The sequence below is a fragment of the Streptomyces sp. S6 genome, from assembly GCF_054880855.1.
Genome location: NZ_JBTYMC010000060.1, coordinates 1 through 20,547 on the forward strand (window position 1 = coordinate 1; position 20,547 = coordinate 20,547).

At 71.2% G+C, this 20,547-nt stretch carries 18 protein-coding genes; 12 read left to right on the forward strand and 6 right to left on the reverse strand.

The genetic code is table 11. The features are described from left to right. From ACVNF4_RS11365 to rhaI, 5 genes are all read right to left on the reverse strand, one after another. Positions 1-1,330 (reverse strand): LutB/LldF family L-lactate oxidation iron-sulfur protein (locus tag ACVNF4_RS11365; protein ID WP_461802614.1); only part of this gene is annotated, 1,330 nt, incomplete at its 3' end. Continuing rightward, positions 1,327-2,082, reverse strand: coding sequence for a (Fe-S)-binding protein (locus ACVNF4_RS11370; RefSeq protein WP_461802615.1), 756 nt, complete (start codon positions 2,080-2,082; stop codon positions 1,327-1,329). The genes ACVNF4_RS11370 and ACVNF4_RS11365, both read right to left, overlap by 4 nt. Positions 2,083-2,155: 73 nt before the next feature. Then, positions 2,156-3,535: a rhamnulokinase gene (locus ACVNF4_RS11375; RefSeq protein WP_461802637.1), complete on the reverse strand. Its 1,380-nt coding sequence runs from the start codon at positions 3,533-3,535 to the stop codon at positions 2,156-2,158. A 56-nt stretch (positions 3,536-3,591) separates the two neighbouring features. Next, on the reverse strand, positions 3,592-5,631 hold the full coding sequence (locus ACVNF4_RS11380; protein ID WP_461802616.1) for a bifunctional aldolase/short-chain dehydrogenase: 2,040 nt from the start codon (positions 5,629-5,631) through the stop codon (positions 3,592-3,594). A 53-nt stretch (positions 5,632-5,684) separates the two neighbouring features. Continuing rightward, on the reverse strand, positions 5,685-6,851 hold the full coding sequence (gene rhaI / locus ACVNF4_RS11385) for an L-rhamnose isomerase (RefSeq protein ID WP_461802617.1): 1,167 nt from the start codon (positions 6,849-6,851) through the stop codon (positions 5,685-5,687). A 200-nt stretch (positions 6,852-7,051) separates the two neighbouring features. Between rhaI and ACVNF4_RS11390 the strand changes: the two genes are divergently transcribed. The 10 genes from ACVNF4_RS11390 to ACVNF4_RS11435 all read left to right on the forward strand — a co-directional run bounded on the left by ACVNF4_RS11390 (position 7,052) and on the right by ACVNF4_RS11435 (position 17,512). Further along, positions 7,052-8,566: a sugar ABC transporter ATP-binding protein gene (locus ACVNF4_RS11390; protein ID WP_461802618.1), complete on the forward strand. Its 1,515-nt coding sequence runs from the start codon at positions 7,052-7,054 to the stop codon at positions 8,564-8,566. Further along, entirely contained in the window at positions 8,563-9,633 is a 1,071-nt protein-coding gene (locus ACVNF4_RS11395; RefSeq protein WP_461802619.1) for an ABC transporter permease, read from the forward strand. The genes ACVNF4_RS11390 and ACVNF4_RS11395 overlap by 4 nt, the downstream gene beginning before the upstream one ends. Next, positions 9,626-10,618 (forward strand): ABC transporter permease, encoded by a 993-nt coding sequence (locus ACVNF4_RS11400; RefSeq protein ID WP_461802620.1) that lies wholly within the window; start codon positions 9,626-9,628, stop codon positions 10,616-10,618. Before ACVNF4_RS11395 ends, ACVNF4_RS11400 begins: the two co-directional genes overlap by 8 nt. A 10-nt stretch (positions 10,619-10,628) precedes the next feature. After that, positions 10,629-11,711, forward strand: a complete 1,083-nt coding sequence (gene rhaS / locus ACVNF4_RS11405; protein ID WP_461802621.1) for a rhamnose ABC transporter substrate-binding protein — start codon at positions 10,629-10,631, stop codon at positions 11,709-11,711. Positions 11,712-11,728: 17 nt separating this feature from the next. Next, positions 11,729-12,049: an L-rhamnose mutarotase gene (locus tag ACVNF4_RS11410; protein ID WP_461802622.1), complete on the forward strand. Its 321-nt coding sequence runs from the start codon at positions 11,729-11,731 to the stop codon at positions 12,047-12,049. Positions 12,050-12,061: 12 nt separating this feature from the next. Next, on the forward strand, positions 12,062-13,474 hold the full coding sequence (locus ACVNF4_RS11415) for a BNR repeat-containing protein (protein ID WP_461802623.1): 1,413 nt from the start codon (positions 12,062-12,064) through the stop codon (positions 13,472-13,474). 83 nt (positions 13,475-13,557) lie between these two features. Then, positions 13,558-14,583, forward strand: a complete 1,026-nt coding sequence (locus ACVNF4_RS11420; protein WP_461802624.1) for a LacI family DNA-binding transcriptional regulator — start codon at positions 13,558-13,560, stop codon at positions 14,581-14,583. Between the two features lie 40 nt (positions 14,584-14,623). Beyond that, positions 14,624-15,913 (forward strand): alpha/beta fold hydrolase, encoded by a 1,290-nt coding sequence (locus tag ACVNF4_RS11425; RefSeq protein WP_461802625.1) that lies wholly within the window; start codon positions 14,624-14,626, stop codon positions 15,911-15,913. After that, a complete protein-coding gene (locus ACVNF4_RS11430; protein ID WP_461802626.1) occupies positions 15,913-16,644 on the forward strand; it encodes a PIG-L deacetylase family protein in 732 nt (243 codons plus the stop codon). Before ACVNF4_RS11425 ends, ACVNF4_RS11430 begins: the two co-directional genes overlap by 1 nt. A 64-nt stretch (positions 16,645-16,708) precedes the next feature. Next, positions 16,709-17,512 carry a pentapeptide repeat-containing protein gene (locus tag ACVNF4_RS11435; RefSeq protein WP_461802627.1) on the forward strand — a complete coding sequence of 268 codons (804 nt, stop codon included), beginning with the start codon at positions 16,709-16,711 and terminating at the stop codon, positions 17,510-17,512. On the opposite strand, the gene ACVNF4_RS11440 is transcribed toward ACVNF4_RS11435, so the two are convergent. Further along, complete coding sequence (locus ACVNF4_RS11440; RefSeq protein ID WP_461802628.1) at positions 17,480-19,000, reverse strand: cytochrome P450; 1,521 nt, start codon at positions 18,998-19,000, stop codon at positions 17,480-17,482. The genes ACVNF4_RS11435 and ACVNF4_RS11440 overlap by 33 nt on opposite strands. A 109-nt stretch (positions 19,001-19,109) precedes the next feature. Here ACVNF4_RS11440 and ACVNF4_RS11445 point away from each other — a divergent pair, with 109 nt between their 5' ends. Both ACVNF4_RS11445 and ACVNF4_RS11450 read left to right on the forward strand, forming a co-directional pair. Then, entirely contained in the window at positions 19,110-19,715 is a 606-nt protein-coding gene (locus ACVNF4_RS11445) for a TetR/AcrR family transcriptional regulator (protein WP_461802629.1), read from the forward strand. 102 nt (positions 19,716-19,817) lie between these two features. Continuing rightward, positions 19,818-20,537, forward strand: a complete 720-nt coding sequence (locus ACVNF4_RS11450; protein ID WP_461802630.1) for a DUF2470 domain-containing protein — start codon at positions 19,818-19,820, stop codon at positions 20,535-20,537. Positions 20,538-20,547 lie beyond the last annotated feature (10 nt).

The following is a 20,547-nucleotide window of genomic DNA, read 5'->3' on the forward strand; positions in this document are numbered from 1 at the left end:
GCCGCTGTCCCGTGCGCAGCGCCCCGGGCCGTCCGAAGGCCCAGCCGGCCGCCCGCATCGCGGCCCGCTCGGCGGCATGCCCCTTCGCCGGCTTGAGCACCACCCGGTTGCCGCCCCGCACGACCGGCCCGCCCTGCACGACCCGCTCCCGCAGGTGCACCAGCACCTCGGGGATGTCGATGGCGACCGGACACACCTCGTAGCACGCCCCGCACAGCGACGACGCGTACGGGAGGGAGGCGTCGATCTCGCTCGCCGTGCCCCGGAGCTGGGGGCTGAGGATCGCGCCGATCGGGCCCGGGTACACCGAGCCGTAGGCGTGTCCGCCGGCCCGCTCGTAGACCGGGCAGACGTTCAGGCAGGCCGAGCAGCGGATGCAGCGCAGGGCCTGGCGGCCGACCTCGTCGGCGAGGGTGTCGGTGCGGCCGTTGTCCAGCAGGACGAGATGGAAGACGCGCGGGCCGTCGCCGTCCGTCGTGCCCGTCCAGGTGGAGGTGTACGGGTTCATGCGCTCGGCGGTCGAGGAGCGCGGGAGGGTCTGGAGGAAGACCTCCAGGTCCTGCCAGGTCGGGACGATTTTTTCGATGCCGACGACCGAGATCAGCGTCTCGGGGAGGGTGAGGCACATACGGCCGTTGCCCTCCGACTCGACGACGACGAGGGTGCCCGTCTCGGCGACCATGAAGTTCGCGCCGGAGACACCGACCTTGGCCCGCAGGAACTTCTCCCGCAGGTGCAGGCGGGCGGCTTCGGCGAGTTCGGCGGGCGTGTCGGTGAGGCCCTCGGGCGCCGGGCGGCCCCACTCGCTCATCTCGGTGCGGAAGATGTCCCGGATCTCACCCCGGTTGCGGTGGATCGCCGGGACGAGGATGTGCGAGGGGCGGTCCTTGCCCAACTGGACGATCAGCTCGGCGAGATCGGTCTCGTAGGCGCGGATGCCGGCCGCTTCGAGGGCCTCGTTCAGCCCGATCTCCTGCGTCGCCATCGACTTGACCTTGACGACCTCCGACTCCCCGGTCTCCTTCACCAGCCGGGTCACGATCCGGTTCGCCTCGTCGGCGTCGGCCGCCCAGTGCACGGTCCCGCCCGCCGCCTGCACCGCCGCCTCCAACTGCACGAGGTAGTCGTCGAGACGGCGCAGCGTGTGGTCTTTGATCCGCTTGCCCGCCTCGCGCAGCTCCGCCCAGTCCGACACCTCGGCGACGGCCTTGGCGCGCTTGGCACGGATGGTGTGCGTGGCGTGCCGCAGATTCCCCCGCAGGGTCGCGTTGCCGACGGCGTCCTTCGCGGCGACCGGGAACGCCGGCATTCCTACGAACGTTCCGCTCATACGGCGGGTTCCTCCTCCGTGCTCGCCAGGATCTCCGCGATGTGCACCGGCCGCATGTCCGAGGCCGTACGGGTCATCGTGCCGCCGATGTGCATCAGGCACGAGTTGTCGGCGGCGCACAGCACCTCCGCGCCCGTGGCCGCCGCGTTGCGGACCTTGTCCGCGCCCATCGCCGCCGAGACGTCGGAGTTCTTCACGGAGAAGGTGCCCCCGAACCCGCAGCACTCCTCCGCCCCCGGCAGCTCCACCAGCTCAAGCCCCTTGACGGCCTTCAGGAGCTGGTACGGCCGCCCGCCGAGCCCGAGGCCGCGCAGCCCGTGACACGTCGGGTGATAGGTCACCTTGTGCGGGTACCAGGCCCCCACATCGGTCACCCCCAGCACGTCCACCAGGAACTCCGTCAGCTCGTACGTCTTCGGGACGACCGGCGCGAGCACCGCCGCCAGCCCGTCCCCCCGGCCCTCCGCCCGCGCCCGCTCGCCCATGCGCGGATACAGCTCCCGCACCATCGCCCCGCACGACCCGGACGGCGTGACGATCGCGTCGTACCCGCCGAAGACATCGGAGAAATGCCGGGCCAGTGGTTCCGCCTGATGCCGGTAGCCGGTGTTGTAGTGGGCCTGCCCGCAGCACGTCTGCGCCATCGGGAAGTCCACCTTGACCCCCAGTCTGGTCAGCAGCTTCACCACGGCCCGGCCTGTGTCCGGATACAGCGTGTCGTTGACACAGGTCAGGAACAGAGCGACACGCATCGCGGCTCCTCGGGGTCAGTCATCGGATGAGTGCAGGGTAGTCGGAGACGGGGGACCAGGACAGGGCGACTTCTCAGGACATGCTCCCGAGCCGCTCCTGCGCCTCCCGCCAGCGGTCCGTCCCGCCCTGCGGCTCGTACCGGGTCAGCGGCAGGCTCCGCACCAGCAGCCGCCGCAGGTCCGCCCGCTCCCCGACCAGTCCGTCCGCCCGCGCCTGCACGAGCACGTTCCCGAGCGCGGCGGCCTCCGTCGGCCCCGCGACGACCGGCAGCCCGCAGGCGTCCGCCGTCAACTGGCACAGCAGCGCGTTACGGGTACCGCCGCCGACGACATGGACGACGTCCACGGGGTGGTCGGCGAGCCGCTGGGCGTCCTCCACCGCCCGGCGATGCGCCAGCGCGAGGGAGTCCAGGATGCAGCGCGTGATCTCACCCCGGGACTGCGGGACGGGCTGCCCCGACGCCCGGCACGCCTCGGCGATTCGCTTCGGCATTCGGCCCGGCGCGAGGAACCCGGCGTCCCCCGCGTCCACCACCGACCGCAGGGCGGGCGCGGCGGCGGCCTCCCGCAGGAGCACCCCCAACTCCGGCTCGCCCCAGGCCCGTACGCACTCCTGGAGCAGCCACAGCCCCATGATGTTGCGCAGGTAGCGGACGGTCCCGTCGATGCCCAGCTCGTTGGTGAAGTTCGCGGCCCGGCTCTCCTCGGTGAGGACCGGCGCGGCCAGCTCCAGACCGGCCAGCGACCAGGTGCCCGTGCTGATGTACGCGAACCGCTCACCGCCGGCCGGGACGGCGGCCACGGCGGACGCGGTGTCGTGCGAGGCGACCGCCGTCACCGGCACGGGTCCGGTGAGGCCCGTCTCCTCCAGCACGGCGGGCAGCAACTCCCCGGCACGGTCGCCGGGTTGCCGCAAGGGCGCGAACAACTCCAGGTCGACGCCGACCCGTTCCGCGACCGTCCGCGACCAGTCCCGGGTGTTGGGGTCGATCAGCTGGGTCGTCGAGGCGTTGGTCAGCTCGGTGCCCTGCTCCCCGGTCAGCCAGTACGTCAGCAGGTCCGGGATCAGCAACAGCCGCCGCGCACCGCCGAGTCGCTCCGCCGCGAGCTGGTACAGGGTGTTGAACGGCGCGTACTGCACCCCGGTCGCCGCGTACAGCTCGGCGGCCGGGACGCTCGCCCACACCTTCTCCGCGACCTCGTCCGTGCGGGAGTCCCGGTAGTGCACGGGGTTGCCGAGCAGCGCGCCGTGCGCGTCCAGCAGCCCGTAGTCCACGGCCCAGCTGTCGATGCCGACGGAGTCCACCCGCCCGGCCGCCCGCAGCCCGTCCAACACCCCCGCGTACAGGGCGAGCACGTCCCACCGCAGCCCTTCCGGGACGCGCACCGGACGGTTGGTGAACCGGTGCGCCTCCGTCAGCTCCAGGGACTCGGGGCTCACGCGGCCGACCATCACGCGCCCGCTGGAGGCGCCCAGGTCGACGGCCGCGTACGTCCTCCGACGCCCGCTCACCGGAGGAAGGCGGCGGCCACGCCGGCGTCGACCGGGACGTGCAGCCCGGTGGTGTGCGTCAACTCCCCGCCGGTCAGCGCGAACACGGCATTGGCGACGTGCTCGGGCAGCACCTCGCGCTTGAGGATGGTCCGCTGCGCGTAGAACTCCCCGAGCTTCTCCTCCTCGATCCCGTAGGTCGCCGCCCGCTGCGCACCCCACCCGCCCGCGAAGATCCCGGACCCGCGTACGACGCCGTCCGGGTTGACCCCGTTGACCCGGATGCCGTGCTCACCCAACTCGGCGGCCAGCAACCGCACTTGATGTGCCTGGTCGGCCTTGGTCGCCGAGTACGCGATGTTGTTCGGACCGGCGAACACCGAGTTCTTGGACGCGATGTAGACGACGTCCCCGCCGATCCCCTGCGCGGCCATCACCCGCGCCGCCTCCCGCGACACCAGGAACGACCCGCGCGCCATGATGTCGTGCTGGAGATCCCAGTCCTTCGCCGAAGTCTCAAGCAGCGGCTTGGAGATGGAGATCCCCGCGTTGTTCACCACCAGATCGACCCCGCCGAACGCGAGCACGGCCGCCTTGAACGCCGCGACGATCTGCTCCTCCGACGTCACGTCGACAGTCACGGCGACGGCCTTGTCGGAGCCCCCCAACTCCTCCGCCACGGCAGCCGCGTTGTCACCGTCGAGGTCCGCGACGACCACACACGCGCCCTCGGCCACCAGCCGCCGGGCGACGGCCTTCCCGATCCCGCTCCCGGCGCCCGTCACCAGCGCCACCCGCGTCGCCAGCGCCTTGGGCTCCGGCATCCGCCGGAGCTTGGCCTCCTCCAGCGCCCAGTACTCGATCCGGAACTTCTCCGACTCCTCGATCGGCGCGTACGACGAGACCGCCTCGGCGCCGCGCATCACGTTGATCGCGTTGACGTAGAACTCCCCGGCGACCCGCGCGGTCTGCTTGTCCTTCCCGAAGGAGAACATCCCGACGCCCGGCACCAGGACGATCGCCGGGTCCGCGCCGCGCAGGGCGGGAGAGTCCGCCACGGCGTGCCGCGCGTAGTAGGCGGCGTACTCCTCCCGGTACCGCGCGTGCAGCTCCTTCAGCCGCGCCACCGCCTCCTCCAGCGGGGCGGCCGGCGGCAGGTCGAGGACGAGCGGCCGGACCTTCGTGCGCAGGAAGTGGTCCGGGCACGACGTCCCCAGCGCCGCGAGCCGGGGGTGCTCGGCGCGGGACAGGAACTCCAGGACGGGCGCGGCGTCGTCGAAGTGGCCCACCTGCGCCTTGTCGGCGGAGGCGAGCGCCCGTACGTGCGGCGCGAGGGCGGCGGCCCGCTCCCGTCGCTCGGCGTCGGGGAGAGCCCCGTACCCCTCAAGCGTCGGCCCGAACGGCTCGGCCTTGCCCCTCGCCGCGAGGAACTCCTCGGCGGTCCGGATGATGTGCAGCGAGTTGCGCTCGCACTCGTCCGCCGTCTGCCCCCAGGCGGTGATCCCGTGCCCGCCCAGGATCACGCCGATCGCCTGCGGGTTCGCCTCCTTGATCGCCGCGATGTCCAGGCCCAGCTGGAACCCCGGCCGCCGCCACGGCACCCACGCGACCGTGTCGCCGAAACACTCGGCGGTCAGCTTCTCCCCGTCGGCGGCGCAGGCCAGCGCGATCCCGGAGTCCGGGTGCAGATGATCGACGTGCGCGGCGTCGACGAGGCCGTGCATGGCGGTGTCGATGGACGGCGCCGCCCCACCCTTTCCGTGCAGGCAGTAGTCGAACGCGGCGACCATCTCGTCCTCGCGCTCGACGCCGGGGTACACCCCCTTGAGCGCGTGCAGCCGGTCCAGCCGCAACACCGCGAGCCCGTCCTCGGTGAGCGTCCCGAGGTCGCCCCCGGACCCCTTGACCCACATCAACTCGACGTCCCCGCCGGTCACGGGGTCGGTGGCGGTTCCCTTGGCGGAGGCGTTGCCGCCGGCGTAGTTGGTGTTGCGGGGGTCGGCACCGAGCCGGTGGGACCGGGAGAGGAGGGCGGCGGCTTCGGGATGGGTGGACATGGACTTCCTCGGCTTCCAAAGAGTTTTCAGGGGTTCGGAACCAGGCGGACGGCTCACGCCCCCCAACCCGCCTGCTGCCCACCGACACGCTCGGCCACGATCTTCCCTGCCCACCCCGACCGCGAGTACGCCCCGACGGGATCCCCGTCCAGCCCCAGCTCCTCGCGCACCTCCCGCAGCAACGGCCGCACATCCGTGTCGAACGCGTCCATCAACACCGCGTTGGCGCCCAGCACATCCCCCGCGACCTGAGCCTTTGCCAACGCCTCCCGGTCCACCAGCAACGCCTTGGCGGTGGCCTCCTGCACATTCATCACGGACCGGATGATCGCCGGAATCTTCGCCTCAAGGTTGTGGCACTGATCCAGCATGAACGCCACCCCGGACGACGCGGCGAACCCCCCACCACGGATCACCTCGTACATGATCCGGAACAACTGGAACGGATCCGCGGCCCCCACCATCAGATCGTCGTCCGCGTAGAACCGGGAGTTGAAGTCGAAGCCCCCGAGCTTCCCCTCCCGCAGCAGCAGCGCCACGATGAATTCGATGTTGGTCCCCGGCGCGTGATGCCCCGTGTCGACGACCACCTGAGCCTTCGGCCCGAGCTTCAGGCAGTGCGCGTAGGCCGTCCCCCAGTCGGGCACGTCGGTCGTGTAGAACGCCGGCTCGAAGAACTTGTACTCAAGGAGCATCCGCTGCCCGTCCCCGAGCCGCGCGTACACCTCGGACAGGGCCTCCCCGAGCCGCTCCTGCCGGGCGACGATGTCGTCCTGACCGGGGTAGTTCGTCCCGTCGGCGAACCAGAGCTTCAGATCCCGGGACCCGGTGGCGTCCATGATGTCGACGCACTCCAGGAGATGGGCCACGGCCTTACGGCGTACGGCGGCGTCCGCGTGACACACGCTGCCGAGCTTGAAATCGTCGTCCTGGAACGTGTTCGAGTTGATCGTGCCGAGTTTCAGCCCCCGCTCCCGCGCATGTTGCGCGAGTGCCGCGTAGTCCTCGACCTTGTCCCACGGAATGTGTAGGGCCACGGTCGGGGCCGCACCGGTGAACGCGTGGACCTGGGCGGCGTCGTCCAGCTTCTCCCACGGCGATCGGGGAACCCCTTGCTGGGCGAACACCTTGAACCTGGTTCCCGAGTTCCCGTACGCCCACGACGGCGTCTCGACGGCTTGGTTCTTCAGCGCGGCCTTCACCGCGGCGAGATCGGTCACTTCGGGCTCCAGTGGCAGACTCGGATGAAACGATTCAGAGAGGGAAGCTATGAGCACGCCGCAGGAGTGTCAACCCCTCGGGCTTTTCGGGACGCCCCCATTGACGTGACATGCCCGTGGTGTCTACGGTCCCGGCAATCCAGTTGAAACCTTTCACGACGTCGTGGGGGCTCACCGCCGGGCGTCGTCGAGGAGTTCCCATGACCCACCCGTCCGACGAGGGACCCGGCCCGGTGCTGGCGCTGCGGGACGTCGCCAAGTCGTTCGGCGCCGTCCGGGCGCTGCGCGGCGTCAGTCTGGAGCTGTTCCCCGGCGAGGTGCACGCCCTCGCCGGGGAGAACGGCGCGGGCAAGTCGACGCTGATCAAGACCCTTGCGGGGGTGCACCGGCCGGACGCCGGACAGGTGCTCCTCGACGGCGTACCGGTCGCCTTCCACGGCCCCGGCGACGCCCGGGACGCCGGAATCGCCGTCATCTACCAGGAACCGACGCTCTTCCCCGACCTGTCGATCGCCGAGAACATCTTCATGGGCCGCCGGCCACGCCGCACCCTCGGCCGCATCGACCACAAGGCCACCCGTGACGCGACCGCCGCCCTGCTGGCCCGGCTCGGCGTCGCCCTCGACCCCGACCGCCCCGCACGCGGCCTGTCCATCGCCGACCAGCAGATCGTCGAGATCGCCAAGGCCCTCTCCTTCGACGCCCGCGTCCTGATCATGGACGAGCCGACCGCCGCCCTCACCGGCAGCGAGGTCGCCCGCCTCTTCGGCGTCGTCCGCACCCTGCGCGAACAGGGCGCCGCGGTGCTGTTCATCTCGCACCGGCTGGAGGAGATCTTCCGGATCTGCCAGAAGGTCACGACGCTGCGCGACGGCGCCCTGATCGCGAGCGAGCCGATCGACGGCATGACCGAGGACGACCTCGTGCGCCGCATGGTCGGCCGCGACCTCGACGAGCTGTACCCGAAGCAGGACGTCACCCCCGGCGCCGTCGCCCTCAGCGTGCGCCGCCTGACCCGCGAGGGCGTCTTCACGGACGTCTCCTTCGACGTGCGGCGCGGCGAGATCGTCGGCCTCGCCGGGCTCGTCGGGGCCGGCCGCACCGAGGTCGCGCGGGCCGTGTTCGGCATCGACCGCTGGGACGCCGGAGAGGTCACCGTCGACGGCAGGCCCCTCACCAACGGCGCCCCCTCCGTCGCCATGGCCTCCGGCCTCGCCCTGGTCCCCGAGGACCGCCGCGCCCAGGGCCTCGTGATGGACATGTCCATCGAGCGGAACATCGGCCTCACCGGACTGCGGACGACCGTGCGGGCCGGCCTCATGGACCGGGGCGCCGAACGCAGCCGGTCCCTCGACTGGGCCGTGAAGCTCCAGGTCAAGTACGCCCGGCTGGCCGACACGGTCAGCACTCTTTCGGGTGGGAACCAGCAGAAGGTCGTCCTCGCGAAATGGCTGGCGACCCGCCCCCAGGTGCTCATCGTCGACGAACCCACCCGGGGCATCGACGTCGGCACGAAGGCCGAGGTGCACCGCCTGCTGAGCGAGCTGGCCGCCGACGGCGTCGCCGTCCTGATGATCTCCTCCGACCTGCCCGAGATCCTCGGCATGGCCGACCGCGTCCTCGTCATGCACGAGGGCCGGCTCACCGCCGAGATCCCCCGATCCGACGCCACCGAGGAGACGGTGATGGCCGCAGCCACCGGGAGGACCGTATGAGCGCCCTCCCCGTCGAGGTGCCGAAGTCCTCCGGAACCCGGCTCGTCGACCGCGTCTTCAAGATGCGCGAACTCGCCATCCTGGCCGTCTTCCTGGTGATGATCGCCGTCACCCAGGCCGGGAACAGCGAGTTCCTCTCCGAGCAGGGCATCAAGGACCTCCTGCTCAACGCGACGATCCTCGTCCTCGTCGCCACCGGCCAGTCGCTGGTCGTCATCACCCGCAACGTCGACCTGTCCGTCGGCTCCACCCTCGGCATCAGCGCCTTCGCCGCCGGCACCTACCTGCACGGCGGCGGGAACACGGTCGTCGCGATCGCCCTCGCCGTACTGCTGGGGGTCGGGTTCGGGCTGCTGAACGGGCTGCTCGTCAGCCTCGGCCAGGTGCCCGCCCTCGTCGTCACCCTCGGCACGCTCTACATCGTCCGGGGCATCGACTCCATCTGGGTCGGATCGCGCCAGATCACCGCGGCCGACCTGCCCGGCGGGTTCGTCGACTTCGGCTCCGGCGGCCTCTCGGCGGTGCCCTACCTCGCGCTCATCGCCCTCGCGGTGCTCGTCGCGACCGCCTACTACCTCAAGCACTTCGGCAGCGGGCGCGAGCTGTACGCGCTCGGCTCCAACCCGGAGGCCGCGCGGCTCGCCGGGATCCCCGTCCGCAAGCGGATCCTCGCCGCCTACACCTTCTGCGGGGGCCTCGCCGGACTCGCCGGGGCGCTGTACCTGGCCCGGTTCGGGAACGTCGACTCCGGGACGGGCAGCGGGTACGAGCTGACCGTCGTCAGCGCCGTCGTGGTCGGCGGGGTCGTCTTCACGGGCGGGTCCGGCAGCGTGTACGGGGCCGCGCTGGGCGCGCTGCTGCTGACGTCGATCAACAGCGTGCTGCCCGCGCTCGGGGTCAGCTCCGTGTGGGTGCTCGCCATCAACGGAGTCCTGCTGCTGCTCGCCATCGCCGTGGACCGGGTGGTCGCGGTGCGGGTGGCCGCCGCGCTGAAGAAGAGGTCGGCCGCCGTGCGGATCGCCGGTGTGGACAACGCCGTTCAGAAGAAGGGGGAGTCCCGTGCCTGAGTCCCTGACCAGGGCCGTCCGCTGGGACACCGTCGTCGGTGCCCTGCTCGTCGCCCTGCTGCTGCTCTCCTTCTCCACCGTGGACGGGTTCGGCAACGCGCTCAACCTGTCGTTCCTGCTGGGCAACACGCTGCCCATCGCACTCGTCGCGCTGCCGATGACGATGCTCGTCGTGTCCGGGGAGATCGACCTGTCGGTGGCGTCCACCGCGGGGCTCTCCGGCGCCGTCATGGGGCAGTTGTGGAACCAGGGGATGACGATCGAGTCGATCATCCCGGTCTGCCTCGTGCTCGGCGTGGTGTGCGGGCTCGTCAACGGGCTGCTCGTCACCCGGCTCGGACTGCCCTCGCTCGCCGTCACCATCGGGACGCTCGCCGCCTACCGGGGGATCGCGCAGATCGTCCTCGGCTCCGACGCGGTCACCGACTTCCCGTCCCCGTACCTCGACTTCGCCGCCGGACGCGTCGGGGACAGCTTCCTGCCCCAGGCGTTCCTGCCGTTCCTCGTGCTGCTCGCCGTCGCCGTCGTCGTCCTGCACGCCACCCCCTTCGGGCGGTCCGTGTTCGCGATCGGCGCCGGCGAGGAGGCCGCGCGGTTCGCGGGCGTGCGGGTTCGGCGGGGCAAGCTGATCCTGTTCACCGTCACCGGCCTGATGGCCTCGCTGACCGGCGTCTTCTGGGCCCTGCACTACGCCAGCGCCCGCTACGACAACGCCACCGGCCTCGAACTCTCCGTCATCGCCGCCGTGTTGCTCGGCGGGATCGACTTCGACGGCGGCAAGGGCACCCTGGGCGGCGCGATCGCCGGGGTGTTCCTGCTGGGCACCGCGCAGAACGTCATGAGCCTCAAGGACGTCTCCGCCCAGTCGCAGATCGTCGTCACCGGCGTCCTGCTGGTCGTCTCCGTGCTCGCGCCTCGGGTCGCACGCCAGATCTCCCTCGCCAGGGCGGGCAGACAAGCCGCCACCAGTCACACACATTCCTAGGGAGCCCGTCATGAACAAGAGGACCCTCCGCCGCGCCTGCGTCGCCCTCGCCGCCGTCTCCTCGCTCGCCCTCACCGCCACCGCGTGCGGCGGCACCACCAAGGACGACGTGAAGTCGGAGAACAGCGGCGCCGCGAAGACCGGCGGAAAGGCCGATCCGAACGCGGCCACGAAGAAAGGGCTGACCGTCGGCTTCCTGCCGAAGCAGGTCAACAACCCCTACTTCACCTCCGCCGACAAGGGCGGTGAGACCGCGCTGAAGGAACTCGGCTCCTCCTACAAGGAGGTGGGCCCCTCCAGCGCCACCGACACGGCAGGGCAGGTCAGTTACGTCAACACGCTGACCCAGCAGCAGGTCGACGCGATGGCCGTCTCCGCGCAGGACCCGGGCGCGCTGTGCACCGCGCTGAAGCAGGCGATGAGCAACGGCATCAAGGTCGTCACCTACGACTCGGACACCGATCCGGAGTGCCGAAACGCCTTCATCTCGCAGGCGAGCGGGGAGGACTTGGGCCGTACCGAGGTGCAACTGCTCGCCGAACAGATCGGCTACAAGGGCGAGATCGCGATCCTGTCGGCCGCGCAGACCGCCACCAACCAGAACGCGTGGATCGGGTTCATGAAGGAAGAACTCAAGGACCCGAAGTACAAGGACGTCAAGCTCGTCAAGACCGTCTACGGCAACGACGACGCGCAGCAGTCCTTCCAGCAGACCCAGGGCCTCCTCCAGGAGTACCCGAACCTGAAGGGGATCATCTCCCCGACCACCGTCGGCATCAAGGCCGCCGCCCAGTACCTCTCCGGCTCCAAGTACAAGGGCAAGGTCAAGCTGACCGGCCTCGGCACCCCCAACGACATGCGCAAGTACGTCAAGAACGGCACGGTCGACGCGTTCGAGCTGTGGGACCCGGCGAAACTGGGCGACCTCGCGGCCCGCACCGCCGTCGCGCTGGCCTCGGGGCAGATCAGCGGCAAGGAGGGCGAGACGTTCAAGGCGGGGGCGATGTCCTACACGATCGGTGCGAACGGCGTGATCACGCTGGGCAAGCCGACGGTGTTCGACGCGAAGAACATCGACCAGTTCAACTTCTGAGTGTTTTGGGGGCGTTGATGCAGCGGGTGTGCTTTCTGTTGAAAGTCCGTGCCGACCGGCTCGACGAGTACCGCGAACGCCACACCCAGGTGTGGCCCGAGATGCTGGCGGCGCTGAGCGCCACCGGCTGGCGCAACTACTCGCTGTTCCTGCGTGAAGACGGCCTCCTCGTCGGCTACTTGGAGACCGACGACTTCGCCGCCGCGCAGGCCGGGATGGAGGCCGCCGACGTCAACGCCCGCTGGCAGGCCGAGATGGCGCCGTTCTTCGAGTCGCTGGACGGCGCCCGCCCGGACGAGGCCATGAAACCGCTCACCGAGGTCTTCCACCTCGCCTAGCTGGAGCCGCTGATGAAGAGACGCGCTGTTCTCACGACCGCCATAATTGCCGCCGTGAGCACGCCGGGCATCGCACGGGCGGCCGACCCCGGCCCCTCCGTCACACTCAAGAGCCGTACCCGACTCGACGACCAGGCCGTCTTCTTCGTCTCCTACGACGGCCTGGTCAACAACAACTCCTTCCAGAAGAACGGCCTGTTGACCTATCAGGGCCACCAGTACGCCGTCTGGTACACGGCCACCCGGAACGCGGTCGTCGCCCGCCGCGCGCTGGGCGCCGACACCTGGTCCACGGTCACGCTCTCCCACCAGCTCAAGGCGAGCGACTCCCACAACGTGATCTCCATGGGCGTCTCCAAGACGGACGGCCGCCTCCACCTCAACATGGACTCGCACAGCGACGGCTTCTTCTACGTGAAGTCGATCGCGGGCCTCCTGGACAACCCGGCGTCCACCGCCTGGACTTCGTCCGTCTTCGGCCCCGTCCGGACCACGCTCGACGGCCTCGCCCTCACCTCCCAGTTCACCTACCCGCAGTTCATCGCAACGCCGGAAGGCAAGTTGCAGCTCAGCTACCGGGTCGCAGTCTCCGGCAACGGCCGCAACGCCCTTGCCGAGTACGACGGTTCGGGGTGGACGGCACTGGGGGAGTGGACCAGCTCGACGGGCACGTACACCAGCGAGCACGGCTCCTCGACGGCCCGCAACATGTACCTCCACGGCATCGACTACGACCAAAACGGCCGCCTGCACTCCCTGTTCACCTGGCGGGAGCAGAACGGCGCGGTGATGTGCTCGCCGGGCGGCATCACCAACCACGACACCGGCTACGTCTACTCCGACGACCGGGGCCGCACCTGGCGCAACGACGCGGGGACGGTCGTCGGGACCACCGGCGGGACGGACAAAGTCGCGGTGACGGACAGCGGGCTCGTCGTCGACGCCCTCGACCCGGACCACTCCCTGATGAACCAGGAGAGCCAGACCACCGACTCCGCCGGTCTGCCGCACGCGATCATCTCGTACGTCCCAGGCCGGTTCGGGCAGTGCACGACCGACTACGTCAAGGACCGCACCGCGAGCGGACGCGCCTTCCACCTGCGCAAGGACAGCTCGGACAGCTGGCGGAAGACCGAGATCCCGGTCCCGCTGAACTCCAGCCAGCGCACCAAGCTGGTCCTCGACCGGTACGACAACGCCTACGCGATCCTCCCGTTCGGCCGGATCGCCGCCGCCTCCAAGGCGTCCGGCCACACGGACTGGGCGCTCCTGTACGACGGCTCCGGACTGAACGCGTTCGGCGAGGTCGTCGTCGACGAGACGCGGGTCGCCGACGACGGCGTCCTGTCGTTCATGTACCAGGAGAGGTCCGGCGGGACGACGCCGTCGGCGCTGCACGTCGTCGACTTCACGCTGCCCGCCTGATCCCGCAGGGGCGCGGCGAGGCCCTGGACGATAATGTGACGTCCTGCCTGCCGCACCCCGTTCCACCTGGAGGTATCCGTCCGATGGCACAGTCGGTGGGTATCAAGGACGTCGCCCGAGCCGCCGGGGTCTCCGTCGGCACGGTCTCCAACGTCATCAACCGCCCGGACACCGTCGCGACCGAGACGCGCGCGCGGGTGCTGTCCGCGATCGACCGGCTCGGGTACGTCCGCAGCGAGTCGGCGCGGCAACTGCGGGCCGGGCGCAGCCGGATCATGGGGCTGCTCGTCCTCGACATGGGCAACCCGTTCTTCGTCGACGTCGCCCGGGGCGCGGAGCGGGCCGCGCGGCACGCCGGGCTCGGGGTGATGGTGTGCAACAGCGCCGAGAGCGTCACCGAGGAGGCCGAGTACCTGTCCCTGTTCGCCGAGCAGCGGGTGCGGGGGGTGCTGTTCACGCCGGCTGACGCGACCGGGCGGAACATAGCGTCGTTCCGGCGGCACGGTATCCCGTTCGTGCTGGTCGACCGGGTGTCCGACGGGACGACCGAGTGCTCCGTCTCCGTGGACGACGTCGCCGGGGGCGCCCTTGCGGTACGGCACCTCCTCGACGCCGGGCACCGGTCCATCGCGTACGTCAGCGGGCCGCCCGGCTTCAACCAGGTCCGCGACCGCCGTACCGGCGCGCTCCAGGCGCTCGACGAGGCGGGGCTCGGGCCCGAGCGGCTGCGGGAACTGCCGACCGAACGGCTCGACGTCGCCGCCGGGCGCGACGCGGGGGCCCGTCTGCTGGGGCTCGCCGACCGGCCCACGGCCGTGTTCTGCGCGAACGACCTCCTCGCCCTCGGTGTCCTCCAGGCCATGTACGCGGCCGGCGTCAACGTCCCCGACGACCTCGCGATCGTCGGCTACGACGACATCGAGTTCGCGGCGGCAGCGGCGGTGCCGCTCACGTCGGTGCGCCAACCCGCCGTCACCATGGGCGCGTTGGCGGCCGATCTGCTCCTGGAGGAGACCGACGAGGAGACGCCGAAGCGGGCGCACGAGCACCGCAGGGTGGTGCTCCAGCCGGAGCTGGTGGTGCGGAGGTCGAGTCTGTCGGCGCGGTGAGTGATCATGGGGGGACCGTCCCCTCGTCCCGGGAGCCCACTTGACGCCCGCAACCTACCGCCAGCCCGGCCTCGTCCTCACCGACCACCGCTTCACCGTCCCCCTCGACCACGCCGACCCCGCCGGGGAGACGGTCTCGCTGTACGCCCGTGAGGTCGTCGCCGGGGAGAAGGCCGGGCGGGAGCTGCCGTGGCTGGTGTATCTCCAGGGCGGGCCGGGGTTCGGGGCGGAGCGGAGTGTGGGGCGGCCGGGGTGGCTGGGGCGGGCGCTGCGGGAGTTCCGGGTGCTGCTGCTCGACCAGCGCGGGACGGGGCACTCGACACCGGCGACCCGGCAGACGCTCCCGCTGCGGGGCGGTCCCGCCGAGCAGGCCGAGTACCTCACGCACTTCCGCGCCGACTCCATCGTCCGCGACTGCGAGCTGATCCGCCGCGAGCTGACCGGCGGCGCCCCCTGGACGGTGCTCGGGCAGAGCTACGGCGGGTTCTGCACGGTGACGTACCTGTCGCTGGCCCCCGAGGGCCTCGCCGCCGCCTGCATCACGGGCGGGCTGCCGTCCCTCGACGCGCACGCGGACGACGTCTACCGCGCCGCCTACCCGCGCATGGAGCGCAAGGCCGCCGCGCACTACGCCCGCTACCCGCAGGACGTCGAGCGGGCCCGCCGGATCGCCGAGCACCTCGCGGAGCGCCCCCTGACCCTCCCGAACGGCGGACTCCTCACGGTCGACGGGTTCCGCAGCCTCGGCATCCTCCTCGGCGGCGGCGAGGGCAGCCACCGTCTGCACCACCTCCTGGAGGACGCGTTCGTCCCGACCGTCGAGGGCGAGGCGCTCTCCGACGAGTTCCGGGAGAACCTCCAGAGCCACCTCTCGTACGCGAAGAACCCCCTCTACGCCCTCGTCCACGAGTCGATCTACGGCCAGGACGCCCGCCCCACCGCCTGGTCGGCGGACCGGATCCGCGCCGAGTTCCCCCAGTTCGACGGCGTCGGCGACCCCTTCCTGTTCACCGGCGAGACCATCCACCCCTGGATGTTCGACCACGACCCCGCCCTGCGCCCCCTCAAGGAGACGGCCGAGGCGCTGGCCGCCCGCACCGACTGGGCCCCGCTCTACGACAGGGCCCGCCTCGCGGCGAACGAGGTCCCGGTCGCGGCGGCGGTCTACCACGACGACCTGTACGTCCACACCCCGCACTCCCTGGAGACCGCGAGGGCGGTCAAGGGCCTGCGGACCTGGGTGACGGACGAGTTCGAGCACGACGGGATCCGAGCCGGCGGCCCGCGTGTCCTGGACCGGCTGCTGGCCCTCACCCGAGACGAGGCGTGATGACGAACCGACTGCGACCCCTCCCCGACGACTGGCACAAGGCGCTGGCGGTGGTGGCCCACCCCGACGACCTGGAGTACGGCGGGTCCGCCGCCGTGGCCGTCTGGACGGACGCCGGGAAGGAGGTCGCCTATCTCCTCGCCACCCGGGGCGAGGCCGGCATCGACACCCTGCCCCCGTCGCGGTGCGCGCCGCTGCGGGAGCGGGAGCAGCGGGACAGCGCCGCCGTCGTGGGCGTCACGTCGGTCGAGTTCCTGGACCACCGGGACGGCGTGGTCGAGTACGGTCCGGCTCTGCGCCGTGACATCGCGGCGGCCATCCGCAGGCACCGGCCCGAGCTGGTGATCACCCTCAACCACCGCGACACCTGGGGGGACTCCGTCTGGAACACCCCCGATCACGTGGCGGTGGGCCGGGCGACGCTGGACGCGGCGGCCGATGCCGGGAACCGGTGGATCTTTCCGGAGCTGGTCGAGCAGGGGCTTGAGCCGTGGAACGGGGTGCGGTGGGTCGCGGTGGCGGGGTCGTCGACGCCTACGCACGCCGTGGACGCGACGAAGGGGCTGGACCGGGCGGTGGCGTCGCTGGTGGCTCATCGGACGTACATAGAGGCGCTGACGGACGAGGATCCCGAGCACTATGCGCGGAGGTTCCTGACCGAGGTCGCGCAGGAGGTCGGGGAACGTTTCGGGGGACGTCCGGCGGTGGCGTTCGAGGTGTTCACGCGGTAGCGGCAGTGGTGGCGGTCCGAGTAGTGGTTCGCGGTGTAGTTGTGCAGGTCAGTAGGGTGGCGGCATGGAAGAGACCAGGCCCGCGCCGGCCGACCTGCGCGGCGACTGCGGCAACTGCTTCGGGCTGTGCTGTGTGGCGCTGCCCTTCGCGCGCTCGGCGGACTTCGCCTTCGACAAGCCCGCCGGGACCCCCTGCCGCAACCTCCTCGCGGACCACACCTGCGGCATCCACACCGAGCTGCGGCAGCGGGGCTTCACCGGCTGCACGGTGTACGACTGCCTCGGTGCCGGCCAGAAGGTCTCCCAGGTCGTCTTCGAGGGCCGCGACGGAGGCCGCCGGATGCACGAAGTCTTCCCCGTGGTCCGGCAGTTGCACGAACTGCTGACGTACCTCACCGGGGCCCTCGCCCTGCCCGCCGCCCGCCCGGTGCACGCCGAACTCCGCGAGGCCCTCGACCGCACGGACGCGCTCACCCGGGGCACACCGGACGAACTGACGGCACTGGACGTCGGCGCGCACCGCCAGTCGGTGGCCAAACTCCTCTTCAGGGCCAGCGAGTTGACGCGCGCCAAGGTGCCGGGACGCAAGAAGCAGCATCGGGGCGCCGACCTGATGGGCGCCCGCCTCAAGGGCGCCGACCTGCGCGGGGCCGACCTGAGGGGCGCCTACCTGATCGCCGCCGACCTCACCGGCGCGGATCTGCGGGACGCGGACCTGATCGGGGCGGATCTGCGGGACGCCGACCTCGGCGGGGCCGACCTGACGGGGGCGCTCTTCGTGACCCAGCCGCAGGTGGAGGCTGCTCGGGGGGACGCGGGGACACGGTTGCCGGGGTCAGTCCGCAGGCCGGTGCACTGGGCAGCCTGAGGGTGCGGTCTCTTCGGGTGCCGGGTCCCCGACGCCCTTCGCGGGGACGGCCGTTCGCCGGTCCAGCCCCAGCCGCAACCCCTCCGGCATCAGCGTCAGCCGCTCCGTGACCCGCAGCTCGTACCCCGGGTCCGCCCGCAACTCGTAGCGGCGCAGCAGGAGTCCGAGGACGAGGGTCGCCTCGTGCAGGGCGAACTGGCGGCCGATGCAGGCCCGTACGCCCGTCCCCCAGGGTTTGAAGGCGTGCGCGGGACGGGCGCGGACGGCCGCCGTGTCGAAGCGGTCCGGGTCGAACCGCTCCGCGTCCGGGCCCCACGCCTCGGGGTCGCGGTGCAGCATCGGCGTCAGGACGAGCGTCCAGGCGCCCTTGCGCATCGGATGTTCCCCGGCGAGGACGGTGTCCTCCTTGGCCGCCCGCGCGAACGCGGGTGCCGTCGGCCACAGCCGCAGCGTCTCGTCCAACACCCTTCGCAGGTACCGGAGTCGGGCGACCTGCTCGTACCCCGGCACTTCCGTGTCACCCCACACCCGGTCCACCTCCGCGCGGGCGCGGGCGGCGATCTCGGGGTGCCGGGAGAGGTAGTGCAGCGCGAAGGAGAGCGCTCCCGACGTCGTCTCGTGCCCGGCGACCAGGAACGTGATCACCTGGCGGCGCACGTTCTCGGCGGACAGCCGCTCGCCGGTCTCCGGGTGGGCCGTCTCCAGCATCCGGTCGAGGAGGTCGCCGTCCCCGCCGCCGCTCGCCTTCCGGGTGCGGACGAGGTCGTCGACCGTGTCGTTCAGGTACGCCATGTCCGCCTCGTTGCGCCGGGCGGCGCTGCGGTGGAGAGCCGGGAAGGGGAGGCCGCCCAGGCGCTGGGCGTAGCTGAGGGTGCCGACCATCGCCTCGACGAAAGGGTGCGGGCGGCTGCGCTCGAAGGAGCCGAAGTCGTGGCCGAAACCGGTACGGGAGATCGTCTCCAGCGTCAGCTTCGTCATGTCCCCGGGGACGTCCACCAGGGTGCCGGCCGACGCCGCCCGGTCCCAGCGGTCGGTGAGGCGGGCCGCGACGTCCAGCATCATCGGGTGGTACTCGGCCATCGCGTCCCGGCTGAACCCGGGTGCCAGCACGTCGTGCGCGAGCTGCCAGTTCGGCTCGTGGTTGTACGCCGTGAACAGGCCGTCCCCGGCGATGTGGCGGAGGCTGGCGATACCGAGTCCGACGTGCTTGGCGAACCGGGACTCGTCCGCGAGGTCGGCGGCGTAGCGGGCGCCGCCCGTGAACACGAACTCCTTGCCGAACGCCTTGCGCCGGAAGAGCGGCCCGATCTCGGCGCCGGACCGCACGGTGTCCTGGAGCGGCGTCCTGCGGTTGATGCCCCAGATGTCGCCGAGGAACGGGAGGCGGCCCTTCGGGTGGGGTATGCGGTGCAGTTCGGGCCAGTCGTGCGAGGCGTCGTAGGAACTCCTGGGCCGGCGGGTGCGGGCGCCCGTCGTCGTCTCCGTCATGACGCGATCTCCCTTTGGTCCTACGGCACTTCGAGCCTGTTGTACGTGGATTCAATAACGCGTTTCAGTCTGGTCCGCCTGTTGAACCGGCGTCAAGTAAAGTGCGGACATGACCGCCGAACAGGGCGAGCGCGTCCGGCGCCGGCTCAGTACGCAGGAGCGCCGCGAGCAGCTTCTGTCGGTCGGCGCGCGGCTGTTCTCCGAGAGTCCGTACGACGTGGTCCGTATCGAGCGGGTCGCCGAGATCGCCGAGGTGTCGCGGGGGCTGCTCTACCACTACTTCCCGACGAAACGGGACTTCTTCGCGGGGGTCGTCGAGCGCGAGAGCGAGCGGATGCTGGCCCTGACGGCGGCGGTGCCGGGGGTGCCGGTGCGGGAGCAGCTCGCCGCCGGGCTCGACGTCTTCCTCGGGTACGTCGAGGAGCACGCCCACGGCTTCCGTGCCTTCCACCGCGCCGACTCGGCCGGTGACCCTGTCGTACGCCGTGTCTATCAGCGGGCGCTCGCCGCGCAGGAACGGCAGATCCTCGCCGCGCTCGCCGCCGACCCCGAGTTCGGGCCGCTCTTCGGGGAGCGTCCGGAGGTGCGGCTCGCGGTGCGCGGGTGGCTCGCGTTCATGACGTCCGTGTCGCTGGAGTGGCTGCGGGGGAGCGAGTTGTCGCGGGGGCAGGTGCGGGAGCTGTGCGCGCGGGCGTTGCTCGGCGTTCTGGTGTGAGGTGGGTTTCCTGTCGGTGCGGTGGTTGGTGTGCGCCGTGGTGGTTGGCGTGCGCCCGGATCTTCGATAGGTTAGGTGAGGCTTACCTAAGGAGGTCTTCGGATGGGTGACAGCCACAACTGGACGGCCGCACCGTCCGCGGCGGAACGCGCCCGGTCGATCCTCGCCACCGCCTGGTCCTGCGGGGTCACCGCGGACGGCGGACGCGAGGAGTTCGTCGGCGCCCACACCGTCACCGACGACGGCCGCGTACTGCTGTGCGTGCCCGACGACAGCGCCCTCGTCACCGCCGCGATCTGCGCGCCGCGCGGCGAGCCCTCGGCCGTGCTGGAGTTCGCCGACGTCGCACCCGTCGCCGTCCGCGCCCGGATCAGGTCCCGGCTCTGGCTCGCCGGCTGGTTCACCCCCGAGGACGGCGTCCTCGGCTTCCACGCCACACGCATCGTGCTGAAACAGCCGACCGGCGCGGTCGTCGTGGACCGCGACGAGTTCGCCTCCGCCGCGCCCGACCCGCTGGCCGGCGCCGAGGCCCAACTCCTCACCCACCTCTCCGACTCCCACCCCGACGCGGTCGAACGCCTCACCCGGCTCGTCGGCCGCGACAGCCTCCACGGCGCCGTCCGCGTGCATCCCCTCGCCGTCGACCGGCACGGGCTGACGCTGCGGATCGAGCGGGCGCGGACGCATGGGGACGTGCGGCTGGCGTTCCACAGTCCTGCCGACGACGTCTCTCAACTGACCGAGCGGATGCACGCGTTGCTGACGCAGGCGAGCGGGGCCTCGTGCGGGCGGGCTCTACAGCGGCAGCGGGAGGACGGGTGAGGAGGGCTCG

Coding starts and splice junctions, on each gene's coding strand:
- ACVNF4_RS11445 (WP_461802629.1), top strand. CDS start 19,110: ATGACCGCCGAACAGGGCGAGCGCGTCCGGCGCCGGCTCAGTACGCAG.
- ACVNF4_RS11415 (WP_461802623.1), top strand. CDS start 12,062: ATGAAGAGACGCGCTGTTCTCACGACCGCCATAATTGCCGCCGTGAGC.
- ACVNF4_RS11380 (WP_461802616.1), bottom strand. CDS start 5,631: ATGTCCACCCATCCCGAAGCCGCCGCCCTCCTCTCCCGGTCCCACCGG.
- ACVNF4_RS11430 (WP_461802626.1), top strand. CDS start 15,913: ATGACGAACCGACTGCGACCCCTCCCCGACGACTGGCACAAGGCGCTG.
- ACVNF4_RS11435 (WP_461802627.1), top strand. CDS start 16,709: ATGGAAGAGACCAGGCCCGCGCCGGCCGACCTGCGCGGCGACTGCGGC.
- rhaS (WP_461802621.1), top strand. CDS start 10,629: ATGAACAAGAGGACCCTCCGCCGCGCCTGCGTCGCCCTCGCCGCCGTC.
- ACVNF4_RS11420 (WP_461802624.1), top strand. CDS start 13,558: ATGGCACAGTCGGTGGGTATCAAGGACGTCGCCCGAGCCGCCGGGGTC.
- ACVNF4_RS11370 (WP_461802615.1), bottom strand. CDS start 2,082: ATGCGTGTCGCTCTGTTCCTGACCTGTGTCAACGACACGCTGTATCCG.
- ACVNF4_RS11440 (WP_461802628.1), bottom strand. CDS start 19,000: ATGACGGAGACGACGACGGGCGCCCGCACCCGCCGGCCCAGGAGTTCC.
- ACVNF4_RS11395 (WP_461802619.1), top strand. CDS start 8,563: ATGAGCGCCCTCCCCGTCGAGGTGCCGAAGTCCTCCGGAACCCGGCTC.
- ACVNF4_RS11450 (WP_461802630.1), top strand. CDS start 19,818: ATGGGTGACAGCCACAACTGGACGGCCGCACCGTCCGCGGCGGAACGC.
- ACVNF4_RS11390 (WP_461802618.1), top strand. CDS start 7,052: ATGACCCACCCGTCCGACGAGGGACCCGGCCCGGTGCTGGCGCTGCGG.
- ACVNF4_RS11375 (WP_461802637.1), bottom strand. CDS start 3,535: ATGGTCGGCCGCGTGAGCCCCGAGTCCCTGGAGCTGACGGAGGCGCAC.
- ACVNF4_RS11410 (WP_461802622.1), top strand. CDS start 11,729: ATGCAGCGGGTGTGCTTTCTGTTGAAAGTCCGTGCCGACCGGCTCGAC.